The sequence below is a fragment of the Bifidobacterium sp. B4081 genome, assembly GCF_026537335.1.
In the GTDB taxonomy this organism is placed as follows: Bacteria; Actinomycetota; Actinomycetes; order Actinomycetales; family Bifidobacteriaceae; genus Bombiscardovia.
The window spans coordinates 109,240-132,477 of sequence record NZ_JAFNMM010000005.1 but is presented as its reverse complement, the minus strand read 5'-3'; the positions used below and the strand labels follow the sequence as shown (position 1 = coordinate 132,477).

The following is a 23,238-nucleotide window of genomic DNA, read 5'->3' as shown; positions in this document are numbered from 1 at the left end:
GCCATCAGAATGGGTAAATGCCGATATGGCCTAGTCCACCGACTTGAGAGCCTCCAGCATGTCCACATGCTTGAGCTTGTTGTTGACCATCCAGCCCAGGCCGGCCGTGATGACCGTGATCATGATCAGGGGCACAACGAAGGCCACCCAGCTGATGGAGGGGTCAAAGAGGACGTCGTCCGGCGGCACGGTGGTGATGATGTAGTGGTGCAGCCAGGCCCCGAACCCGTACCCGGCAAGGACGCCGATGGCCGACAGGAGGATGGTCTCCCGGTAGATGTACATGGTCACCTCACGGTCGTAGAAGCCCAGCACTTTGATGGTGCTCAGCTCGCGGATCCGTTCCTCCACGTTCAGGTTGGTCAGGTTGTAGAGGATGACCAGGGCCAGCAGGGTGGCTACGATGATCAGCACCTGCATGATTATGTTCAGGGACCTGACTACGGTGTCGATCTGGCTCATCAGAGTCGTGTTCTGCACCACCCCTTGGATGCCGTCTATCCGCATGAAGGAGGCGGCCTGCCTTCTGGTGTTATCTGCGCTGGAGTCCTTGAAGGTGACCAGATGGGCGTTGGGCGAGAAGCCCTGGTGGAAGACGGTCCTGTAGGCCGATGGGCTCATGAAGACGAAATGCCCTAAGTACATCTCGCAGATGCCGTCCACCCGCATGGTCCTGTCCTTGCCGCCTGAATCCTGCAGGGTGATCTTGTCGCCGGTCTTTGTCGCTGTCAGCTGGGCGATCCGTTCGGAGAGGATCACGCCGTCGCCCTTGAGGCTCAGGGGCTTGTGCCTGGACCGGGTGTCCAAGCGGATGAAGTCGTCCAGGCGCTCGGAGCTGGCCGGCGCGATCATAGTGATGGACTGCTTGTCGGCATTATGGCCGGCTGTCTTGCTCATCTCCTCGTAGCGCACATTCAGGGAACGGCTCACATCGGGCTTTTCCAGCCGTTTTTTGATGGATTGGCGCTGGTCGGTGGTGGCCTGGCTGTTCTCGGCAGCGATCAGGTCGTAGCGAATGACTTGGCCGAATTGGTGCTCGTTGATGGCCGAGATGGATCCCTGCACGCCGAACCCGGCCATCAGCAGGGCCACTGACCCGCAGACCCCGAAGATGGTCATCAGCATCCGCTGCTTGTAACGGAAGATGTTCCTGGCAGTGACTTTGTGAGTGAAGCTGAGCCTGTTCCAAATTAGCGGGATATGTTCCAGGAAGATCTTCGAACCGGCGCTGGGCGGCTTGGGCAGGAGGAGGGCCGACGGCTTCTCGCGCAGCTCCCGCCAGGCGCTCAGGAAGGCCGGGACCACGGCGCTCAGGAAGGCCAGCAGGCAGGCCAGGAGGGTGATGGGCAGGTGGAAGCCATAGTGGATAGTCGGCATGTCGAAGGCATGGGCGTAAGCCTGGTAGACAATCCAGGGCAAGAGGGTGTGGCCGGCGACGATGCCCAGAAGCGCGCCCAGGGCCGAGGCTGCTCCGCCGTAGACCAGGAACTTGGCCATGACATCCTGGTCCCTGTAGCCCAGGGCCTTCAGTGTTCCGGCATTGATCCGCTCCTCGTCCACGAAGCGCGTCATGGTGGTGAAGGTGACCAGGGCGGCCACCAGATACATGAAGTAGGGGAAGACCTTGGCCAGCGAGTCCACGATGAAGGAGACGGAGGCGTAGACCTTGTAGCCCTCTGAGCCGGGCGCTTCACGGCGCGAATCCAGGGCGTAGACCGGCTTCTCCAGCCGGCTCAGCTGGTCGGCCGCCTTGTTCAGCTTCTTCTGGGCGTCGTCGATCTTCTTCTGGGCGTCAGGGCTCTCCCTGTTGAACTTGTCCAGTTTGGTCTGGTATTCCGCATTTTTCTGATCCAGGGTGGCCTGGGCCTGGTCGATCTGCCCTTGGGCTGAAGCATGGCTGCTGGCCAGCTGCTGCCGGGCCTGGGCTAGTTTGGCCCTGCCCTGGGCCAGTTGTGCCGAACCCTGATCAAGTTGGGCCTTGCCCTGGGCCAGCTGGCGCTCGCCCTCCTCCACCTTGGCCCTCGCTTGGGTCAGTTCTTGCCGCTTCGCATCCAGGGTCTGCTGGCCGGCTGCAACCTGTGCCATGCCGGGTGTGTACTGATTGGCCATGAAGGCATCGTGGCCCGCTTTGGCCTTGGCCACTAGGGCGTCGATCTGCGGCGACTGCCGGTTGAGCTCGGCCAGCTGGGCCTGAAGCCCGGCCTTTCTACGGTTGAGTTCGTCCTGCTGCTGGGGGGTCAGCCCGGGTGTGGCCAGTTGAGCATCAATGGCCTGAATGAGGCCGGTGACCTCTGCGATGCCCTGTCTGCATTGCTTTTGCGCTTCCTGGGCCTGGGCTACGGCCTGGTCGGCCTGGGCTTTTCCGCCTTTCAGCTGCTGGCGGGAATCATCAAGCCTGGCCTGTCCCTGGTCGATGGCCTGCTGACCTTGATCGGCCTGTTGCCTGCCCTGGGCCACCTGGCTGGCGGAGGACTGGTACTGCCTCTGCTTCCGAGCCAGTTCGGCCGAGCTCAGGTCCACCTCCTGCTGTCCTTGGTCGATAGCTGCCTGGGCCTGCACCGTCTTCGCGGCCAGTTGGTTCTTGGCAGCCTGGATGCTCTGGGCGCCCTGGTCCAGATCTTTTTTGGCCTGGTCCAGTTGCTGCCGGTTCCCCTCGAGTTCATCTCTGAACTGGTTCACCTGGTCCTGCCCCTGGTCCAGCTTCTTCTTCAGGGGGGTCTTGATGTCATTCAGCCTGGCGGTGGGACGTCCTGACAGAATCCTGTTCAGGTCGTCCTTGTGGGTCTGCAGGGCCTGGGTGTATTGGTCGGAATAGTGGTCCCTGATCCGGTCCAGGTCCTTGAAAGTCAGGCGGGCGATCATATACTCGGCCGAATCGAAGGCCCCGGGCGTGGTCACAGCGTAGGAGTCCAAGGAACCGGATCCGGCTGTAGAGGGTCCCATGTTGACCTTGCTCAGAATTTCGGTCGACCTGACCGTGCCTACGACACGAAGCCTGTGATGCCTCAAGACCTTCCTGCCCAGCTGGTCGGCTTTCTCGTCCACCTTGATGCTGCTGCCGATGGGGTGGCTTCCGGCTAGGGCCGTGTCGACCGCCACCTGATCCGGTCTGCTGGGCATGGATCCGTCGACCAGCTCATAGGTGGAGATCCGGTCGGGGGCGGAGTAGATGCGCAGGCTCTTATCGGTCCCCTTGAGCACCACATCTTTCAGATACCCGTATTCGATTCCCGAGCTGCCGGGGGCGGTGTCGATGGCATCCCGGTCCTCCTGGTCCAGGCCATAGCTGCTGATGACCATCAGATCAGCCAGATGGTGGCTGGACAGGTAGACGTTGCCGGCCTGCCGCATGTCTGGTCCGGTCACACTCAGCCCGACCAGGGCGAAGGAGCCCAGCGCCACCAGGCAGACGACGGAGATGAACCGTCCCAAGGACTTGCGCAGGGAGACCCGGATGTCGTGCCAGAGCACCTTTCTGACGGGCTGCATCCTCACCACTCCACGTTTTCGATGTCTTCGGGGCTGTCGTTGGTCTGCACGGCCTGGACCCGTGCGTCGTGCATGCGGATGACCCTATCGGCGATGGGGGCGATGGCCGCGTTGTGGGTGACGATGACCACGGTGGCGCCCTTCTGGCGGCACTGGTCCTGGAGGATGCGCAGCACCTGCTTGCCGGTCCGATAGTCCAGGGCTCCGGTGGGTTCGTCACAGAGCAGGATCTTGGGGTTCTTGGCTACGGCCCGTGCAATGGCCACCCGCTGTTGCTCGCCGCCGGAAAGCTGGGCAGGGAAGTTGTCGATCCGGTCGCCCAGGCCTACGTCGATCAGGGTCTGGACCGGGTCGGCAGCGTTGTCTACGATCTCCGAAGCCAGCTCCACATTCTCCCTGGCGGTCAGGTTGGCCACCAGATTGTAGAACTGGAAGACGAAGCCCACGTCATAGCGGCGGTAGGTGGTCAGCTGCCTGGCGTCATAGCCGGCGATGTCCTTCCCGTCCACGATCACTTGGCCCTCGTCGCAGGTGTCCATGCCGCCCAAGATGTTGAGCACAGTCGACTTGCCCGCCCCCGAGGCTCCGAGGATGACCACCAGCTCGCCTCTCTCGATGGAGAAGGTGACGTCGTTGTTGGCCACAATGGTCGTCTCGCCGGTCGCATACCGCTTCGTTTCTCCAATGACGTCGATATAGCCCATCATGCCCTCTCGTAACCCTGGCCGTCCGACGCAAGGGACGCCCCCCGATGCTCTGCTCCCCACTACTGTATACGTTCGTAGGGCCTGGGGCACAGGAGAACCGCCTGCCGGGCGGCAACATGTCCACAGGCCCGGCAAGGGCTCAGAGGGCTTGCAGGAGGTTGCCCCAGTTTGCGACTGTCCCTGACCGGCCTGCCCTGGCGGAAGGTGATGAACCGCTGGCAGGTCTGTGCCAGGAACTCCTGGTCATGCGAGATGACGATCACCATGACTCCCAGGGAGCGCATATAGCGGATCATCCCGGTCACCTGGTTCATGTGGAGCAGGTCCAGGCCGCTGGTTGGCTCGTCCAGAACCGTCAGGCGTTTGCCCGACAGTATGGCGGCCGCGATGGCCACTCGCTGTTTCTCTCCGCCGGAAAGGGTGTTGGGGTGCCGGCCCAGGAGCCGCTCCAGGTCAAGTTTTCGTGCCACTTCCCTGAAGAGGTCGGTTCGTCTGGCCCCAAGGAGCATTTCGCCTTCGACGGTCTCGCTGAAGAGCTGGTAGTTGACATCCTGAAAGACCATATAGGAGTCCTCGACACGCTCCCTGCTGGTCTGCCTGGCCCCATTCAGGCTTATTTCCGACTTGTCGCCAGGCTTGAGCAGGCCGGTAAGGACCGAGGCGAAAGTGCTCTTGCCAGCACCGTTGCGGCCGATGATGCCGGTGATGTCGTCGCTGGACAGGGTCAAGTCGTCCACATCCAGGGCGGGAGCCTGGTCGCGGTGGTAGGCATAGGTCAGATTCCTGACCCGCAGCAGATCGGGGGTCTTCTCGGCGATGACCCTGGCAGGGGCGCTCGCCTCCTGGGCCGCATCCAGCTTGAGGGCCCGCAGCCCCATGACCTGGCGGCTTGGATCATCCAGCCCTCTCATGGCGGCCGGCGTCATATGCTCCGTCAGCCTGCCGTCCTTCATGACCAGGAAGTCGTCAGCCAGGCCGTCCAGGTAGTAGAGGCGGTGCTCGATCAGGACCATGGTCAGGCCCCGCTCCTTCAAGCGGCCCAAAATCTGCGCCAGGACGGCCACTGCTTCGACGTCCAGGTTGCCGGAGGGCTCGTCCAGGATCAGAATCTGCGGATCCATCATGCAGGAGGAGGCGATGGCGATCACCTGCTTCTCGCCTCCGGACAGGGAAAAGATGTCCCGGTCCATGAGCGGGGCGATGCCGAAGAGGTCGGCCACCTGGTCCATACGTTCCTGGATGGCCTCCGGCTGTACCCCGGTGTTCTCTAAGGGGAAGGCCAGCTCGCTGCGGACGTCGGTGGTGAAGAACTGGGTCTTGGGATTCTGGAAGACCGATCCCACCTGCTCCGAAAGCCGGTAGATGGGCCGGGCCGTGGTGGGTTGGCCCCCGATGAGGCACTCTCCCCCCAGCTTGCCCTCGTAGAGCTCGGGAATCAGGCCGTTGATGATCCTGGACAGGGTGGTCTTGCCGCACCCACTCGGCCCAGTAACCACGGTCACCCGGCCTCGGTCCATTTGGCAGGAGACCTCTTCGAGGGATGGCCTGCTGGCGCCCTCGTAGGTGAAGCTAAGCCTGGAACATTGCAACATAGGCTCCACATCCCATAAGGACCAGGCCCAGGGCGCACATGATCGCATCCAGTCCAGTGAAGGCAATCCGTTGGATGGAGGCCTTGGGCCCGGGGTCGCCGATCCCCCTGGTCAGGGCGGCCGAGGTCAGGTCGGTGGCCACATTGGTGGCGTTGTTGAGGAGAGGCACGTAAATGTACTCCATGGTCCGCAGTGGGTGACAGATCATGTCGCCCGTGGTGACGGCAATCCCCCTGAACTTCATGGCCCGTCTGATCTGGGCATAGTCGTGCCTGACGGTCGGGAAGAAGCGGAAGAGCACGCTTACGGGGATGACCAGCCACTGGGGGGGCGTGAATCTTGCGCAGCAGGTAGACCAGCTCCGAGACCTTGGTGGTGCCCATCATGAAGGCCGCCACCAGCACCAGAGGGAGGACCCTGCCCACGCCGACGAAGAGGAAGAGCAGGTAATGCCCCGGCAGGTTTTCAGGAAAAACCATGGCCAGGGAGGCGCCCAGGGCGAAGACCAGGCAGACCAGAAGCCAGGCCTGGCCCTTCCTCACCCTGCCCACGATGACCTGGAAGCTGCAGAAGTAGATGTTGATGGCCAGGACCAGCGGGATGGGCAAGGTGACGAAAATCAGGGCATTGGCGAAGATGACCAGCAGGAATCTGGTGTAGATGGAGATAGGCCTCATTGCTTGGCGGGTATCCGGTTGAAATGCCTGTCGACGATCCTGGCGCCTATCCATGCCCCGAGCAGGGCGCCGACCAGGGTGGCCAGAATGCAGACCAGGAAGGTGGCTCCGGTGATGGGCGTGAAGACCCCGTTGATGTACTCCTGGCTTTTGCCACGGCGGACCAGGCTTGCCACGTAGGCGTCCTTCATGAACCAGAGGGGAAGGACGGGTCCGGTGCAGCCAAAGGTGAGGATGGCATAGCTCAGGTAACGGGCCAGATTGGGACGGCTCTCCCTGAGCGAGGACTGAACCAGATCAGCCAGCAGGCCACAGAAAGCGTAAGGGATGAAGGAGAGGGCGAAGTGGCCGAAGACCAGCAGGAAGAGGCCCATGATGACGCCGACGATGGTGACGGCCCCGAATCTAGGCACCTGACGGATCATCAGCATGTAGACCGGGCCAGAGACCAGTCCAACCATGGCTGGTATGAAGAGGGAGGAGAGGCCGGGCATAATCAGGCCCGCCACGAAGATGGTGATGAAGTTGCCCACAGCCATGCTGACGAGGTAGAGGGCCGTGAAAATACCGACGTTGACCAGGTCTTTTGTCTTGAGTGCTTTCATAAAGGATCGCTCCCGTGCGGGTGGCGGCCGCTCGGCTCTAGGCCATATATCCGCCGAAGTCGGGTTGTGCCGTCCATTCTAGGGGAGCTAGGAGGAAAAGTAAATGATATTCTTTTATTTCTCTTGCCGGGGCTTCACAATAAGGGTATTGCCTGGCGCGCAGGGATTTTGTTAGGGTTCACCGAGAAGGGAGTATCAGAAAGGCGGCGCAAAGGACAGGCATGATCAGCAAGCGACTACTTCATCTACCGGGAGCCAGGATGGGCGCCAGCTTCCTGCTGGCCCTCCTGCAGACGATCGGCGCGCTGGCGGAGGTCCTCCTCCTGCCGGTGGCCATCGCGGCCGTAGGCCGTTCCCTTGGCCTGCCTGTCCCTCGTGCCCTTGCCTGGGTGCCCGGTCGGCCTGGGCTTCTGACGGTCTTGATAGGCGGGCTGATTCTGGTTCGGTTCCTGACTCAGGCGGTCGCCAGATCCGTTAGCGCCAGGCTGGCCGATGGGATGGGCCAGGCGCTCTCCCAGGCCCTGTACTTATCCGTGTTCGACCCCAATGGTCAGGAGAACGACCTGGACGTTCCGGCGCAGACCCTGGCTAGGCTTTCGACCGAGGGGGTCAAGTCGGTCGTCTCCTACTTTACGGCCTACATTCCGGCCCTGGTCCAGACTACCCTGATGCTGGTCGTGACCCTGGCCGTCCTCCTGCCCGTCAGCCCGTTGGCTGCAGGGATCGTCGTGATCGGCATGGTGGCCCTGCCCCTGGCCTCCAAGCCGACCATGGGCGAGAACATCAAAGTGCAGCTGGGCCAGCTACGCAAGTACGACAAGGTCGGCGTCCACTTCGAGCATGCCCTGAGGGGGCTCAGCACCTTGAAGATCTTTGGAGCGGACCAGCGGCAGGCTGATGATCTGGCCGAGGAGTCCGAGGGGTTCCGCCGGATAACCATGGGGGTCCTGGGCGGGCAGCTGCGCTCGCTGATCAAGGCTGACGCAGTCATCTACGCCAGCCTCATTCTGGCGGTTGCAGCCACAGTCCTGATTGGGCAAGGAGGGTCCTCTCGAGTGCTATCCTGCCTGGTCGTCGCCCTGGCCGGGGTTCGACTCTTTGCGCCCGAGCGGCAGCTGGTCTACATGATGCATTCCGGCATGGTCGCCATCAAGCAGGGCAAGGCCATCGACAACATTCTCCAGGCGCGGCAGGTGGGTGACAGGGAGTCGGCGGCTCCGCAATACGCCTCGGACGCTGTCCCAGGGCCCGCATCGGGATCTGCCGGTGCGCTGGGCATCCGCGCTCGCAATCTGACCTACACCTATCCTGACGGCTTCCAGGCTCTGACCAATCTGAACTTCGATCTCCCGGCCAAGGGGCGTGTGGGCCTGGTCGGCGCTTCGGGCTCGGGCAAGAGCACCCTGGCGGGCCTGCTGTCCGGACGCCTTCAGGGGTATACCGGAGAACTGTCTATTGGAGGACGCAAGATCAGCGACCTGTCACGTGAGGACCTGGTTGGCCTGCAGACCGTGGTTCGGGGAACCGACCACCTCTTCACCGGAACCGTCAGGTCGAATCTCGATCCGGCCGGACTGGGCTACTCGGATGGTGAGCTGCTGGACGCGTTGGACAAGGTCGGTCTGACCGGTCTTGTCCAAGGCAAGGGCGGGCTGGACGCTCCCATCGACCCTGAGGGAGGCAACCTCTCCGGAGGGCAGCGCCAGCGGCTGTCCATTGCACGCGGGCTTCTGCGGCGTTCCTCTGTTTACATCTTCGATGAGGCCACCAGCGCCGTTGACCGCGAGCATGACGTTACCTTGGCTGCTCTGATGGACGCGCTGGGCAAGGAGTCCCTGGTCCTGACCATCACCCACCGCCTGGCCGGGGTCCGCAATGCCGATTGCATCCTTTTCTTGCAGGGGGGCCGTCTGGCGGAGAGCGGCGGTTTCCGTGAGCTGATGGATGCCGGGGGCGGATTTGCGGCCCAGTGGAAGGAGCAGGCCCAGTATGAGGACGGGGAGTGACAGCATGCAGCAGACGACCGGCAACCTGGTGATGATGCGCCGCATGGCCCGGCTGATGAAGCCTCTGGCCGGCACGGAGGGCAAGGCCGTCCTCTGCGGCAGCCTAGGCCACCTCTTTGCGGTCTGGAGCATGATGGCAGCCGCTGCGGCCCTGATCGGCCTGGTTGCTGACTGGCCTCCGCTGAATGGACAGTGGGTCGTCTGGGCCTTGGCGGCGGTCCTGACCGCCCTCAGCCGGGGGGTCATGGCCTATGGGGAGCAGTACTGCAACCATGAGATGGCCTTCAGCATGCTCCGCGACATCCGCACGACGGTCTTCGACAAGATGCGGTCCCTGGCCCCGGCCGGTCTGCGCGACCAGGCGCGCGGAGACATGGTGACGGTGATCACCAATGACATCGAGTTGCTGGAGATTTTCTACGCCCACACCCTTTCACCCATCGCCATCGCTCTGGTGACTTCCTTGGCCAACCTGGCCCTGCTCACCTGGCTCTCGCCCTGGATGGGCCTGGCCGCCGTGATCTCCTACCTCATCGTCGGTCTGCTCATCCCCATCCTGAGCGCAAGACCCACCTTCAAGGTAGCCATGCAGGAGCGGACGGCCCAAGCCAATTTGCATTCCCTTCTTCTGGAGACTCTGCAGGGCCGCACAGAGCTGGCGGGGTTGGGCGCTCTGGGGAATACCCGTCGCCGGGTGGGAGCCGCTACGGGCCAGATGTTGGATGCGCGGGGCCGCACCTCTGGGCGGACTATTGCCAACGATCTGGTCACCAACGTGGTCACTCTGATCTGCGCTGGAGTCTTCACATTGATGGCCTGCCACCTAGGTTCGGCAGGGTTGGTGAATCCTGCACGGGGAATGATCGGACTGGTCGGCTTCCTCTCTTCCTTCGCTCCCTTGATACCTGTGGCCCGGCTAGGCGCCGGCCTGCAGCCCACCTTGGCCGCGGCTCGACGGGTCTTCTCGCTTCTGGATAAGGAGCCGCCTGTACGTGAGGTGGAATCCGGTCATGGGGATCCCCTGGCGGAGTTCACTGGAGAGGAGGCCAAGGCCGTCTCCTTCTCCTACGCTGGCAAGACTGACACGGGCAAGACTGACTCAGGTGAACATGGTGGCCGAGTCTCGGTTTTGGACGGTCTGGATCTTTCCATCAAGCCTGGCGAGCTGATCGGCATCCAAGGCGCCAACGGAGCTGGCAAGTCTACCTTGATCGATCTGCTGATGCGGTTCCAGGAGCGCAGTGGTGGGGATCTGACGGTTTCCGGTCTGCCTATCGAGACGATTCACACTGTCGACCTGCGTGCCCAGCAGGCTTTGGTGAGTCAAGACACCTATATATTTAGCCTTACTTTGGCGGATAACATCGCTCTGGCCCGGCCCGATGCCAGCAGAGAAGATATTGAGAAGGCAGCTCATGATGCCTGCCTGGATGATCTGATCGACCAGCTGCCTGACGGCTTGGATCATCTGCTTGCTGACAACGGCTCGGACCTGTCCGATGGACAGCGGCAAAGGGTGGCTCTGGCTCGCGCCTTTTTGAGCTCGGCGCCATTCATGCTTCTGGATGAGCCCACCAGCAATATGGATGCTCTCCTCGAGGGCCGGGTCTTGACCAGGCTGATCGAGCGGAAGGGCGACCGTACCTGTCTGATCGTCTCTCATCGTCCCTCGGTCCTTGCCAGGGTTGACCGGTTGCTGACGCTGCGAGACGGCAAACTAGTTGAGGAGAAAGATGCCATGTCGTGCGCGGTAGGATAGAGATGAGAGAAGTTCGTGTTCTGCTGCTATTGCTTCTGAAGAATCTCTAGCCTTGTCAGGTGAATAGCTGATTGAGAGGTATGGCAACACATGATTTCGTTATAATTTGCTGACTTTTAGCTGTATCGAGTTAGGAAATCTAGCGGGATAGGTCTATATGCTATGCCAAACGTATGTAACAGTGGTCAACCGACAGTCTGTCTGTAGACTGCATAGGAACGCTAGAATGCGATAACTCTTTAAAAGATGATGCCAGCGAGTCGCAAAAGTTACTAGATGCCAGAAGGGGAACTGCTCAATTTGTTGTGTATGCCATAACCGGAAGAGCCGCCTCAGGGTTCATATCTTCATAGCTGACAGTGGCTTTCCTCATAGAGTAGAAGATTGCCATCGTCTCCATTACACACCTCGAATGGATGGGTAACATCGCCGATTAGTTGTTGGAGTTGTGGCCATCTTTTTTGGACTGACCGCCAGGTAAAGATATTAGCTGAGCAGGGTCATCCGAAGATAGCCTATCTGTATAGGAAAAGGCCGACAGCGCAATAGCTATCGGCCTCCGTTCTATCAATGGACCCCAAACGGCCCAATCGGGTACGGCACCAGCAGATGCTAAAAGAATTTATCCTTACCTCTTATATCTACCGGGTGATGCTGCCGTCTCCCGACAAACCCCATCATATCGCCGTCGACGACCGAAGAAGTTCATCATGGGATAAAATCAGATAGTCGCCATGCCGGTGATGCGGAGATGGCGGCCGCCAGCTCATCCGGGTTGGCTGTTCTATCAATATGCCGAGGTGGTTTGGATGCCTAATGGTAATCCAAACAAGGACGGTCGCGGATCGTACTTCATGGCTGCTGCTCTCGTGGGTGTCCCAGCGCTCGCGGGCAGGATGGATTCGTACGCTGCTTGGCTGATGTGTCTGGTCATGATGGCGTGTGCAGTCCTGTATGACGTGTGGCACAGGAAGCGGTGATGTCCAGGCAGCCCGTCCAACAGGGTGGGCTGCTCTCTTCCGTGAACGCGAAAGGTCCAGCCATTCCTGCCTGGCTCTTACCAGGCAATTAAATACAACACTGGTTGTGCAACAGACCAGTCTTATTAAGGTCCGCTGCATATGCGCGTTCTGGGAAGGCTCATGTCGAATACCCACTTGCCAGGTGCTTCCGTTTTCGATGATGAGCGTGGTCCCCGGCGTTTTGGCCACATGCCCAGTCGATTCTTGGCTGATTTTCCTGCTTTTCTGCCATAGTGTCCAGTCTGCCCCGCACTGCGGGTTGGGTCAGTGCTGTGGATAAACCAATCTAGCGGTGGCGTGGGGGCACAGCTCGACACTATGGAAGGTGTGGGCCAAATCGCTTTTAGATAAGGGGCCACCTGCGAGCGAGGTTGAGCTAAACTTCGACAATTCGCTAACGTAATTTATAGGAGAGGAGTCCAGGACGGTTTCCTTCTCAGACGCGGGCAGGAATGATCCGGGTAAACACGGCGGCCAAGTCGCTGTTCTAAAAGGTTTGGATTTTTCTCTTAGACCTGGCGAATGGATGCTCACTTTGGAGAGGAGTTCAAACCATGCTGATTGAACAGAGGGGTGGCCGCACTTGTCTAATCGTCTCCCTCGTTCCTCGGTCTGTGCCCGAGTTAACCATCTGCTGTCTTTCGCACATGGCAAGTTCAATTGAAGTCAGTTCGGAGAAAAGTGATTCAGTAAAACAGGTGTCAGCTCTCACTCGGGGTGGCGATATCTCGATAAGGTTCCTGCGCAAGCGTGGTTCATGGAGCCTAGCCGTCTTAAGAGAGTTGAAAAGTGGAGGATTTCTTTCGGCAGAGTTGAGGTAATTAAGTCCATCAGCAAGGTTATCGCTTTACTGATTTGCTTTACTAATTAATAAGCGGATGCCAGCCCATCTGGTCAGTCTGGCAGTTGTTAGTCGTCAAAGATACGGTTTCAAGCAACTTACTTGGGCAAACACGATTCCCGCTAGGGCGTAGCCTTTTCGATATCTTGAAGCCCCTGTCAAGGGTCTAGCTGGCTACTTTAATTCCATATCTGCAGATTATGGATGTCTGCAGCCTTGCGTTCAACATTATGTGTTTCGTGGTTAAACAGCCGGATTTTCAACGATTTGAACGGATGAATATCTCCTATGAAGATCGTGAATTCGGAAGAGCGACAGGGAAAAATAAACAATTAATAGAAACGCTCAACAAAATGTTTATTAAATGGTTATACTATCTTTAGCTACTTCATGAAAGAGATGATGTATGAGCAACGATGCACAATCGGCACGCGACCTTAAGGCGCAGGACAGCGTAGAGCGTGCCCTGATAATCCAATCCTTGGCCCAGCTGGTGGAGCCGCTGGCATCGCTTATGGCGGATTGCGAGGTTGTGGTGCATGACCTTTCACAGGTGCCCACCACCATTGTCGCCATCGCAGGAGGCTTGACCGGTCGCAAGGTCGGTGATCCGGCGACCGATGTGCTGCTCAAGCAGATGGCTGAGGGTAGGGTTCGCACCATGGTCAACTACAGCTCTGTTCTGCCTGACGGGCGTCGGATTCGTTGTGCCACTATCGCCGTCAAAGATAGCCGAGGGAATCCGGTCGCTGCATTGTGCATCAACAGCAGTGTCGAGATCTGGTCGGGGCTTCTGAAAATATGCCAGCAAATGCTCTACGGCAGTGTAGACGCAAGCTCTGAACCAAAGTCGGAAGCTGAACTTGATGAAGACTTGGATCAGAACCAACAGCGTGGCGCCGAGAAAGCCGGATCTGAGACAGGGCAGATAGATCAGGGAACAGGATCGGCCGAAGCCAGCTCCGCGGGTGAAGCCTTCGTCCACAACCTTGACGACTTGGCAAATATCGTGCTTGACCGTGCTGTTGCCAGCCAGGGTGTACCGGTCGAGCTGATGACGAAAAGCCATAAAAAGGAGGTGATACGACAAGCCAAAGAACAGGGCTTTTTCTTCCTGCGAGACGCGGCCGAGACCTTAGCCGACCGTTTGCAGATTTCACGGTTCACCGTCTACAACTATCTCAAAGAAATAGACGAGACGACCTCCGTTAAAGATAAGAAAAAGCAATAAGCGGGGGAGTGGTACCGAGGCCATGGTGGCCTCAGAGGATTGCATTGCTAATGAAGGCAAGGTATCCGGCATAGTTGTAAAGAAGGGAACAGACGTAATCATGGGTCTTCTACATCCCGTTTCAACCCAGGATCTGGGAAGAATACATAGCATCCGTTGGGATGATGCACATCGCAACTGCGGTGACGATGCCATATCCCTGTCGGTGGCAGATATGGATTTCAAAGCCCCGGACCCGTTGGTCCAGGCTGTGGTCGAGCGTGCTCAGGTGGGTGATTTCTGCTACACTTACCTGGACCCCTCGTATAGACAGTCAGTGTGCGACTGGTTCAAAAGGCGCCACGGCTGGCAGATCAGTCCCGCCAGTCTGGTGCCGGTAGGAAGAATGGTAGAATCCTTGCCGGCCATACTCAGGGAGGCTCTGCCGCCCGTCAGCTCGGTAATCGTTCCCTATCCTGCATATTCGCCCACCCCAACGGCGATCAAGGCCGCAGGGTGCAAGGTCCTTCCATGGATGCTGAAGATAGACGGCCAGGGAAAATACCGGTTCGATTTTGATGCGCTTGAAGACCTGCTTGACAAGGCCAATGCGATGGTAATCACCAACCCGCATAACCCCACCGGTCGTGTATGGACCCGTGACGAACTGGCTAAGGTTGCCAAGGCTGCCGCCAAGCATGATGTTCTGGTCATCTCAGATGAGTTCCATGCTGATCTGATCCATTCAGGATATCGATTCCGGCCTTATCTGACCTCTTCGCCCGAGGCAGCTGGAGGCATCTCCTTTACTTCCCCGGGGAAAACCTTCAACATCGCTGGGCTGGAAACTGCCAACATCGTCGTTCCTGATGCTGATCTGCGGCACAAGGTGGAAAAGGCCATCGATGATGCCGGCTGCCATAATCCCCGCTATTTTGCACAAGTTGCTACTCAGGCAGGATATGACCATTGCGCAGACTGGTTGGACGAGCTTCTTGCTGAGCTCGAGAAGCACACCAATCTTTTGCGCGACTGCGTTGCCGGAATGGATGGCGTGAAGCTGATCGAACCTGAAGGCACTTATCTGGCCTGGATAGATATGAGAGGGCTGGGACTTCAGGATGAGGAGATCGAAAAGCGGCTGACTGACCAGGGTCTGAAGCTGGATCCGGGGACTGACTTCGGTCTGGGCGGCAGCGGTTTTGTGCGTATCAACCTGGCAACAACTACGCCGATTCTGACCGAGGCACTGTCGCGCATGCATCGGGCGCTTGGTACTTCCACGAGAAAGGTGACCCTGCAATGACGAAGGAAAGGAAACAAAGAGAGCAGCGTTCCCCCACCCTGCTCTTGGCACTGACTCCAATTATCGCCATGGCGGTGTTTATGGGGGTTGGGGCTATCTGGCTGGAACTTCCCGCTGAACCGATGCTTATCATGGCTGCCGTGGTGGCAGCGATCATCGCCTACATGCTTGGCCACGGATACGATGAGATGCTCAACACCATAGCCGAGAAGATCGCCGGGATCATGCCTGCCATGCTGATTCTGATAGTGGTGGGCATGCTTATCGGATCCTGGATGATCGGCGGAACCATTCCCATGATGGTTTACTTCGGCCTCAAGATCGTATCGCCCAAGTACCTCTATCTGACGGCTCTGCTGGTCACGGCCATCACTTCGGTCTGCACGGGAACCTCCTGGGGTTCCGCAGGTACCATTGGCGTGGCCTTCATGGGAGTGGCGCTGGGCATGGATGGCATCAATCCCGCCATCGTCGCTGGTGCAGTGGTCAGTGGCGCCTATTTCGGAGACAAGCTTTCCCCTCTGTCCGGGGACACCAACCTGGCTGCGGCCATCACCCATGTGAATGTGTTCACGCATATGAAGCACCTGTTGTGGACCACCTTCCCCTCCTTGCTGGTGGCATCGATAGTCATGTTTGTGGCGGGCCGTGGAGTCCAGTCCACAGGCGGCCGTGGCTTTGACAAAGTCGCCGAGATGAACAACACGCTTTCGCAGGCTTTCACCTGGAACGTGCCCATGCTGCTTATACCACTCCTGATCATCCTGATCGGGTCGGCGTGGAAGAAGCCGACTATTCCAGTCATGCTGCTCTCGTCGGCGGTGGCCATGTTCAACGCTGTCGTCATCCAGCGCTTTTCCGTCACCAACGCGTTCAACGCCATTGTCAACGGATTCGACACCTCTATGCTCCCCAAGGGCTTCAACCTGGGTCCCGCAGCCAAGGACATCACCAGTCTGCTGAATCGGGGTGGCATGGAGAGCATGATGAGCACCCTTCTAATTGCGTTCTGCGCCCTCTCCTTCGCAGGAGTGCTTTCGGCTTCCGGGGCTTTGAACAAGATAGTGGAGTCTCTGCTTAAGATCAGCAAGAGCACTGGCTCGTTGATTGTCGTCACCCTGCTGACCGGCATCCTGACCATATCCACCACCTGCAACGGGCAGGTCTCCCTCCTGCTGCCTGGCGAGCTGTTGAGGCCTGCCTACATTCGTCGAGGTCTGCATCCTTGCAATCTCGGGCGAAGCATAGAGGACTCCGGCACCATATTCGAGCCGATCCTGCCTTGGACAGCTGCTGGCGCCTACATGGCGGCCACGTTGGGGGTGCCCACGCTCTCCTATATGCCTTGGGCAACTCTCTGCTGGACCGGCGTGATCTTTGCCACCATCTGGGGATACACAGGAATTGGCATCAGGAAGCTAACGCCGGATGAGCAGAAGGCCATGCTCGCTGAGCTGGATAAGGAGAAGGAAGCGTAGAGCCTTTTCTCTGTTATGGCTAATTAGCGCCACCACTGGGCAGTACCTGTTGTGGCGCTTTTCTTGTCAGTCGGAAAACGAATATGGATCTGCATGGGTTCGGTCTCTTTTCATTGTTCGGAAAGCAGCAAATTAGTCGTCCTGGCTTCAACGACCAGCGCTGAACTTAATGGCGTTAATGCAGGTTTCTATGTTTCTCTCGAGTGCAGAATCAGTAAGTTTGACTATGAAAGCAGCACTTATATAACTAGTCTCATCTCAGTGAACAGCAAAGATCAAATGTTTAGTAATTTTATCTTTAGATCGAGCACTTTGTTGGCGCTGTTATGTTGAATCGACAACAGATCAGTTTTAAATATTATGAAATTTGCTCGGTATTCATAACTTCAGAAAACATACTCAGCAGCACCTGATAAGTCCTTGAAAAAACAGAAAAATCTATCCTTTGTTTGCGTCAAAACCATATTTTCAACACGCGCGAAATAAATTGACAGATGCTTATATGTAATTAGCATTGTAGGTACAAAGTCAAAAGGGAGTTGGTCACATTGGCCAGCTCTTCACTAATGGGGCAGCGCTTTTCGAAGCGGATGCCCCATTAGTTTAGCTGCGGGGGCCAATGTGGACAGTTCAAAGCGCATGTGTCTGGCTAAAAGCCTCGATTTTCAAATTGCTAATTTGCAAAACGACGGCATCGTATTCGATATCTGTAATGAGGAATCCGCTAAAGCATATCTATCTGCGAACACCTACCTATTTCGGATTAAGCGATATGCTTCTAATTTCAACAAGCACGAAGACGGGAAGTACAAGAATCTCGATTTCGCTGTACTCAAAGATTTGGCGGTCATTGACTATGAACTCAGGATGGCACTGGAATATTTGGTAGCAAACGCGGAACATGATTTGAAAGTGCGATTCAATAATTTATTGATGTCAAATTCTGAGCTTGACGGCAGACGAATTGCAAAGCTGGTTGATCCATATGATCGCTTTGTATTTGATGAAAAGACTGGCTATCGAAATCAGCACGATGGCAGGCCTGGCAAGACAGGAATTAAGCTTAAATATTCTCCTTATTCAGATGCTATGGTTCGCAAATATTTCCCTGACCCAGAAATATGGAACTTATGGGAATGCTTCAATCTGGGTGATTTGATTGATTCATATATGAAGTATCTGGAGTCATTGCATCTGAGAGACAATGCTACAAAATTTTTTGGCAACTTCCGTAGGTTGCGAAATGCGGTATCGCATAGTGCCCCGTTACTGTTGGATGTGGATAGGACAAACAAGCATGGCCATGTGCCTCAGACTGAGTTTGTTGATGGATGTTTGTGCGATTTATTCCAAATGGATAACCCCCCGGCGCCTATTCCGAGTACGATTAAGAAGTCGCAACTTGTCTATGACTATTCAAGTTTCTTGTGCATGTTTCTTATAGTCTGTAACAGTATGCCCATACGACGCATAGCAGCAAAATTGATGTCAGATCTAGAACAAAGAATATGCAAGAATTACGAGCAGTATTATCAGGGGAATTCGGAGTGCATCCACTTAAGGAATACTCTTGCATGCATTATTCGTATTTCGCGAGCGTTCTCGGAATACATTAAAGCTGAAAGTGACCAGCCGCATCAAAGCGGAAGATTGCATTTTATCCCTCAGCCTTTTTCAGTTAAGTGAATCCTGCTCAGTCACCGGTTTAAGGTGGTCATTTTATCGGAGAGCAAGAGTTCTGACCATTTCCTTCTTCATCAGTGTTGAAACCGACTGTGTAACTCAATAGTGATTGCAGGCTTTTATAATTGATTTCTCTGTTCCTGCTTGCAGTATTGTTGAAAGTTCTCTTTACATAGAATGATTCGGCGGGGTGTGGTCATACATTCGGTTGTATGAGCTTCAGCTGCTAGAGTGTCCACCCCACTGGATCAGTGTTATCCACGCTGTAGTAGTCGTAGTTGGATAGTCGATATTTGCCAAAGATGATGTAAAAAAGCCTCGAAAGCCTCGGAAATACTATCTGTGGAGCTAGCCGGATTCGAACCGGCGACCCTCTGCTTGCAAAGCAGATGCGCTACCAGCTGCGCCATAGCCCCGTGAATGTGAAAAGAACTTCAACCGCGCAAGAAATGCGTGGGCCTGGGAGGACTTGAACCTCCGACCTCATCCTTATCAGGGATGCGCTCTAACCAGCTGAGCTACAGGCCCATGCCGTGTGACCGAAGAATCACACAGATGGTTAGCTTACCATAGTGTCCCCTCAAGTCAATCTCGGCGGCGTCGCGTCGCGTCTTGGCGGAAGAATGGGGGTCATGAGGCGGAAACGGCGTGCGGAACCAGTCCGGTCGGAGCAGCTGGAGGTCGGTGGTGAGACTGTTTTGGTTATCAGGAAGCGGATCGCCAACGTCTATCTGCGGGTCAAGCCGCCTGACGGCCATCTGGAAGTGACGGCGCCTCTAAAGCTGGGCGACGACCAGATTCGTGCCTTTATCGACGGCAAGCACCGCTGGATTGCAACCACTAGAGAACGTCTGGCCCACTCACGCGATGTCTACGCCCAATCCGGAGCCGATGGTCAGCTACAGCCAGGACGATCCGAGGACGAAGCCAAGAGAATTCTCCAAGAGAGGCTGCCGACTCTGCTTGATCGGTGGGTCCCCGTAGTGGGTCGTCGGCCCGAGCGCATCAGTCTGCGGAAGATGAAAACGCGCTGGGGCTCCTGCACCCCCGCCACTGCCAGTATCCGGCTCAACACCGACCTGGCTTGGCTGGATTCCGATCTGTTGGAGTATGTGTTGGTTCACGAGCTGACTCACCTCTACGAGCACGGTCACGGCCCCGGCTTCCGCGCGCGGATGGATCGCTATATGCCCGACTGGACTGAGCGCCGTCGTCGACTCAACCGCTATTTGGCTTTGTGACTACAGAAGCTAGACATATGAAGATATGACTTCGAGAGCCATGAATTCCGGAGCCATCAGCTCCACGTGATTTCAGAATTTGTGCAATGTGAGCTTGTAAATTACGAATCTGTGGCATCATACGTGCTGATGATTTCGCGTCCGAACCTCTGCTGTGTCTTTTGGAGCGAAGTCGGATTGGTTTTTGATGCGTTCTGTCTGTGCAGATCTAACCTGCCTATGCGGTCTGATTCAGACCGAACTGACTGTGAGCTGTTCTGACTCAGCTGATCTGCATTTGATTCGTGCTGACTCTACCCGAGGCTGGTTTAATGCGCCACATTTGTCCTCCAAAGCCGACAGGAGACTGCCGCAGCCCATGCTGGTGCGCTAGCGTTGAGGAAGAGGGGCGATCCTGCAGCAGCTAGGCAGGCTCCCTGCGGCCCGGAGGCGAGTGTGGAGCCGATCCGGGGCAATCGATCATGAAGGAGCAGATGAGATGACGGAATCCAAGAAGACAATCAAGCGTGCTGTGGTGACCGGCGCTTCGAGCGGCATCGGTCAGGCCAGTGTGCGAGCCTTGGTGGACAAAGGCTGGAAGGTGGTCGGACTGGCTCGGCGCGAGGACAATCTCAAGGCCCTCGCCGACCAGCTGGGTCAGAACTTCACCTATGAGGTATGCGATGTGACCGACGAGGACTCCACTCAGGTGGCCGTCGATGCTGTACTCAAGGGTGGACCGGTCAAGGCTCTGGTCAACTGTGCCGGTGCGGCATTTGGCAAGGACCCGGTGGCTACCTCCAGCCTGGACGATTGGCGCGGCATGTACGAGCTGAACGTCATCGGCACCCTGCGGGTCATCCAGAAGCTGCTCCCGGCCCTGAAAGAGTCGGAGGGCACGGTTCTCGTCATCTCCTCGACGGCAGGCATCGAGCCCTACGAGGGCGGCGGTGGATACTGTGCTTCCAAGGCGGCGGAACGGGTCATGGCCCGCATTCTGCGGCTGGAACTGATTGGCGAGCCAGTGCGCGTGGTCGATATCGCCCCTGGTCTGGTCCACACCGATGAGTTCTCCCTGAAGCGGTTCGGCGGTGATAGCGACCGGGCTGACGCGGTCTACGCCGGTGTGCCCGACCCGCTGACCGCCGACGACATCGCAGGATGCGTCACCTGGGCCTTGGAGCAGCCCGACACTGTGGACATCGACCAGATTGTGGTTCGTCCTCGTGCCGAGGGCTCATACACCAAGCTTTACCGTCGCAGCTGAGCCTGGTAAGGGACCGATTCTGGCAAAACTGATTCTGCCAAAAACCCAGTTTGACAGGTTGATTCTGGCAGGAACCGGGTCTGGCAGAGGTTGAGTCTTGGCAGCTAAGCCTATGTGTGCCTAGCGGAACGCAGTCGACCGGGGATAGTGCCGACGGCCACGATGAGCACGGACAGGACCGATCCCGCCAGCACGCCCAGCAGTGCTGGCTTCAGGCGCGGGGATCCGGCGAACGCCAGGTTGGCGATCAAGAAAGACATGGTGAAGCCGATTCCACAGAGCTGGCAGAGGCCGATCATGTTCCCGGTCGTGGAGCCAGCAGGCCGCCGTAGCCCCAAATGACCTGCTAGGATCACCACGGTCATGATTCCTAAGGGTTTGCCCAAGGCCAGTCCCAGCGTGGTGCCCCAAAAGACGCGGTCAGTCAGCAGTCCGGGCCCCAGCTGATCTAGGGAGATGGATAGCGAGAAGAAAGCAAACACGGGCAGGACAACTAGGGCGCTCAAAGGCGTCAGCAGGCGATCCAACTGTTCGGCAGGCGATGGTGCCCGGGAGTAACTCTGCTCAATTCCTATTGTCTTGGTCTCAGCTGGATTGGCCCCGGTAGATTCTGCTCCGGATGGTTCAGCCTCGCGTGACCTGGCCACAGGGGTCAATAGGCCCATCGCCACTCCCGCCAACACTGGGTGGATTCCAGCCTTGAAGAGGCCGTACCAGGCCAGAAGTCCGCCCGCTAAGGCGCCCAACAGGAACAGCAGCATCAACGGTCTCCAGAGTTGGGAGGAACGGCTCACCGCTCGGACCAGCAGGGCCCAGACCACAAGGCCGGCTAGGCAGACAAGCAGCCAGCTCTGTTGTCCCAAACTGGAGTAGCCCAGGGCTATCAGCAGGACGCCAATCAGATCGTCGAAGATGGCCAGGGTCATCAAAAAGGCCTGCAGGGCGGGCCCGGCCTTGGGCAGAAGCAGTTGCAGCGCCGCCAGGGAGAAGGCCACATCGGTGGCCGTTGGGACAGCCCAGCCACGCAAACCAGCGGGGGAGCCCAGGTTGAGCAGGCAGTAGATCAGGATCGGAACGGCCACACCGCCTAGAGCGGCCAGCATGGGCAGTAGGACCTGCCTGTGGTCGCGCAGAGTGCCCGTGGCAGCTTCCTGGCGCAGGTCAAGACCCATGGTCAGGAAGAATATGGTCAGCAGCCCGTCCTGTATCCAGTCCTTCAAGGACAGGTTCAGCCCGCTCGGCAGATCCAGAGGTACCCAGGCGGCAAGCGCATTCAGGCCTGGCCCGGCCTTCGGCAGATTGGCCAGGATCAGTCCGGCTACTGCGCAGACCATCATGAATGGCCCGGTGATCCGATCGTTTTCAGCCAAGGATGATAGGGTTGCGAAACAATTTGAACGATGATGTCTGTTGTGCTGGTCCCTGTCAGATCCGCCCTGCCCACGCTGTGGATTTGATGGTTGGGCATTCGATGGCTTGGAATTCTGCTGAGAATTCGAAAGTCGGGGGTCTGATGGTTCGGGGTCCTGACGACGTGGATTGATTTGAGATGTTGGGAATGTGGGCGTGGGCGGCATGATGCTCCTGGTCGGGCGGATAGGGTTCGGTCTTCCGTGGCCGACCAGTCTTCCCGGCATGAGGCGGCGCCCGGCCGTCTCCCAAATGTCAATTCTATCTTGTCCAAAGAGTTATGCCAGCGGCCCTGCACCTTTTACGATGCAGGGCCGCTGGCATACCGCCTATCGGAGGCGGCGATGAGCTCTCAGAGCTCAGAAATCGAGTAACTCAGTAACTCAGAACAGATGGCTGCGCATGAACCACTGGAAGTGCTCCAGCTCCTGCACGTGGTCCTGCAGGATGTTGGAGCTGACGATGTCCAGGTCGTCCAGCTTCTCAATGGCCTCGCGGTCGCGCTTGATGAAGGTGGTGTAGTAGGTGTCCAGGGCCTTCAGGTAGTCCAGGGCATCCTGGCGGCCGGTCATGGTGATGCCATCCCAGTCGCGGTTCTTCATGATGTCGTCGGGCCGTCCGGCGGGGGAGCCGCCCAAGGTGGCGATGCGCTCTGCGGTTTCGTCGGCCATGTTCAGCACCGAATCGACCTCGGGATCCATCATCTCGTGGATGCCGATGAATTCCTTGCCCTTCATGTTCCAATGGGCGTGCTTGAGAATCAGGGCAGTCTCCTGTTCCTGGCTCAGACGGCTCTGCAGGATGGAGATGACCTTCTCGCTGGTCGCTTCGTCGAGTCCCGGTACGGTAAAGTTCAATGCCATAATCGCTCCTTAAATATGAAATTATGCCTGCGGTCGGGTCAGCCCCGACCTTGTATCTCCAGACTAGAGGAAAAGGCAAGGAAACGCTTGGATTTTGCGGGAA

At 57.7% G+C, this 23,238-nt stretch carries 15 protein-coding genes and 2 tRNA genes; 8 read left to right on the top strand and 9 right to left on the bottom strand.

All coding sequences use genetic code 11. From position 1 onward, the window contains the following. Positions 1 to 30: 30 nt before the first annotated feature. The 5 genes from J3T92_RS08470 to J3T92_RS08450 form a co-directional block, all read right to left on the bottom strand. Positions 31 to 3,489, bottom strand: a complete 3,459-nt coding sequence (locus J3T92_RS08470; RefSeq protein ID WP_267401058.1) for an FtsX-like permease family protein — start codon at positions 3,487 to 3,489, stop codon at positions 31 to 33. Between the two features lie 2 nt (positions 3,490 to 3,491). After that, positions 3,492 to 4,193, bottom strand: a complete 702-nt coding sequence (locus tag J3T92_RS08465) for an ABC transporter ATP-binding protein (protein WP_220237321.1) — start codon at positions 4,191 to 4,193, stop codon at positions 3,492 to 3,494. A 62-nt stretch (positions 4,194 to 4,255) separates the two neighbouring features. Beyond that, on the bottom strand, positions 4,256 to 5,788 hold the full coding sequence (locus J3T92_RS08460; protein ID WP_267401057.1) for an ABC transporter ATP-binding protein: 1,533 nt from the start codon (positions 5,786 to 5,788) through the stop codon (positions 4,256 to 4,258). After that, the gene (locus J3T92_RS08455) at positions 5,766 to 6,089 is read right to left on the bottom strand and encodes an energy-coupling factor transporter transmembrane component T (RefSeq protein ID WP_324123918.1); all 324 of its coding nucleotides are present in this window, start codon (positions 6,087 to 6,089) and stop codon (positions 5,766 to 5,768) included. The genes J3T92_RS08460 and J3T92_RS08455 overlap by 23 nt, the downstream gene beginning before the upstream one ends. A gap of 372 nt (positions 6,090 to 6,461) precedes the next feature. Then, on the bottom strand, positions 6,462 to 7,070 hold the full coding sequence (locus tag J3T92_RS08450; RefSeq protein WP_267401056.1) for an MptD family putative ECF transporter S component: 609 nt from the start codon (positions 7,068 to 7,070) through the stop codon (positions 6,462 to 6,464). Positions 7,071 to 7,291: 221 nt separating this feature from the next. On the opposite strand from J3T92_RS08450, the gene J3T92_RS08445 reads away from it, so the two are divergent. The 6 genes from J3T92_RS08445 to J3T92_RS08420 all read left to right on the top strand — a co-directional run bounded on the left by J3T92_RS08445 (position 7,292) and on the right by J3T92_RS08420 (position 18,378). Beyond that, positions 7,292 to 9,076, top strand: coding sequence for an ABC transporter ATP-binding protein/permease (locus J3T92_RS08445; protein ID WP_267401055.1), 1,785 nt, complete (start codon positions 7,292 to 7,294; stop codon positions 9,074 to 9,076). A 4-nt stretch (positions 9,077 to 9,080) separates the two neighbouring features. Beyond that, a complete protein-coding gene (locus J3T92_RS08440; RefSeq protein ID WP_267401053.1) occupies positions 9,081 to 10,835 on the top strand; it encodes an amino acid ABC transporter ATP-binding/permease protein in 1,755 nt (584 codons plus the stop codon). A gap of 2,269 nt (positions 10,836 to 13,104) precedes the next feature. Then, the gene (locus tag J3T92_RS08435; protein WP_267401051.1) at positions 13,105 to 13,929 is read left to right on the top strand and encodes a helix-turn-helix transcriptional regulator; all 825 of its coding nucleotides are present in this window, start codon (positions 13,105 to 13,107) and stop codon (positions 13,927 to 13,929) included. A 100-nt stretch (positions 13,930 to 14,029) separates the two neighbouring features. After that, positions 14,030 to 15,214, top strand: a complete 1,185-nt coding sequence (locus J3T92_RS08430; RefSeq protein WP_267401049.1) for a MalY/PatB family protein — start codon at positions 14,030 to 14,032, stop codon at positions 15,212 to 15,214. Continuing rightward, on the top strand, positions 15,211 to 16,692 hold the full coding sequence (gene nhaC, locus J3T92_RS08425; RefSeq protein ID WP_267401048.1) for a Na+/H+ antiporter NhaC: 1,482 nt from the start codon (positions 15,211 to 15,213) through the stop codon (positions 16,690 to 16,692). Before J3T92_RS08430 ends, nhaC begins: the two co-directional genes overlap by 4 nt. Positions 16,693 to 17,313: 621 nt before the next feature. Further along, entirely contained in the window at positions 17,314 to 18,378 is a 1,065-nt protein-coding gene (locus tag J3T92_RS08420) for an Abi family protein (protein WP_267401046.1), read from the top strand. A 340-nt stretch (positions 18,379 to 18,718) separates the two neighbouring features. Here J3T92_RS08420 and J3T92_RS08415 read toward each other — a convergent pair. Continuing rightward, a tRNA-Ala gene (locus tag J3T92_RS08415) sits at positions 18,719 to 18,791 on the bottom strand. A gap of 38 nt (positions 18,792 to 18,829) precedes the next feature. Continuing rightward, positions 18,830 to 18,903: transfer RNA gene (locus J3T92_RS08410), tRNA-Ile, on the bottom strand. A 104-nt stretch (positions 18,904 to 19,007) separates the two neighbouring features. On the opposite strand from J3T92_RS08410, the gene J3T92_RS08405 reads away from it, so the two are divergent. Together J3T92_RS08405 and J3T92_RS08400 are read left to right on the top strand one after the other, a co-directional pair. Beyond that, positions 19,008 to 19,616 (top strand): M48 family metallopeptidase, encoded by a 609-nt coding sequence (locus J3T92_RS08405; RefSeq protein WP_267401044.1) that lies wholly within the window; start codon positions 19,008 to 19,010, stop codon positions 19,614 to 19,616. A 478-nt stretch (positions 19,617 to 20,094) separates the two neighbouring features. Further along, complete coding sequence (locus J3T92_RS08400) at positions 20,095 to 20,862, top strand: SDR family oxidoreductase (RefSeq protein WP_267401042.1); 768 nt, start codon at positions 20,095 to 20,097, stop codon at positions 20,860 to 20,862. A 110-nt stretch (positions 20,863 to 20,972) separates the two neighbouring features. Here the strand turns inward: J3T92_RS08400 and J3T92_RS08395 are convergent, their stop codons facing one another. Then, complete coding sequence (locus J3T92_RS08395; protein WP_267401040.1) at positions 20,973 to 22,232, bottom strand: Na+/H+ antiporter NhaA; 1,260 nt, start codon at positions 22,230 to 22,232, stop codon at positions 20,973 to 20,975. Between the two features lie 423 nt (positions 22,233 to 22,655). Next, entirely contained in the window at positions 22,656 to 23,135 is a 480-nt protein-coding gene (locus J3T92_RS08390; RefSeq protein ID WP_220236604.1) for a Dps family protein, read from the bottom strand. Between the last annotated feature and the right edge of the window lie 103 nt (positions 23,136 to 23,238).

Coding starts and splice junctions, on each gene's coding strand:
- J3T92_RS08470 (WP_267401058.1), bottom strand. CDS start 3,489: ATGCAGCCCGTCAGAAAGGTGCTCTGGCACGACATCCGGGTCTCCCTG.
- J3T92_RS08450 (WP_267401056.1), bottom strand. CDS start 7,070: ATGAAAGCACTCAAGACAAAAGACCTGGTCAACGTCGGTATTTTCACG.
- J3T92_RS08390 (WP_220236604.1), bottom strand. CDS start 23,135: ATGGCATTGAACTTTACCGTACCGGGACTCGACGAAGCGACCAGCGAG.
- J3T92_RS08400 (WP_267401042.1), top strand. CDS start 20,095: ATGACGGAATCCAAGAAGACAATCAAGCGTGCTGTGGTGACCGGCGCT.
- J3T92_RS08445 (WP_267401055.1), top strand. CDS start 7,292: ATGATCAGCAAGCGACTACTTCATCTACCGGGAGCCAGGATGGGCGCC.
- J3T92_RS08465 (WP_220237321.1), bottom strand. CDS start 4,193: ATGGGCTATATCGACGTCATTGGAGAAACGAAGCGGTATGCGACCGGC.
- nhaC (WP_267401048.1), top strand. CDS start 15,211: ATGACGAAGGAAAGGAAACAAAGAGAGCAGCGTTCCCCCACCCTGCTC.
- J3T92_RS08435 (WP_267401051.1), top strand. CDS start 13,105: ATGAGCAACGATGCACAATCGGCACGCGACCTTAAGGCGCAGGACAGC.
- J3T92_RS08430 (WP_267401049.1), top strand. CDS start 14,030: ATGGGTCTTCTACATCCCGTTTCAACCCAGGATCTGGGAAGAATACAT.
- J3T92_RS08405 (WP_267401044.1), top strand. CDS start 19,008: ATGAGGCGGAAACGGCGTGCGGAACCAGTCCGGTCGGAGCAGCTGGAG.
- J3T92_RS08440 (WP_267401053.1), top strand. CDS start 9,081: ATGCAGCAGACGACCGGCAACCTGGTGATGATGCGCCGCATGGCCCGG.
- J3T92_RS08460 (WP_267401057.1), bottom strand. CDS start 5,788: ATGTTGCAATGTTCCAGGCTTAGCTTCACCTACGAGGGCGCCAGCAGG.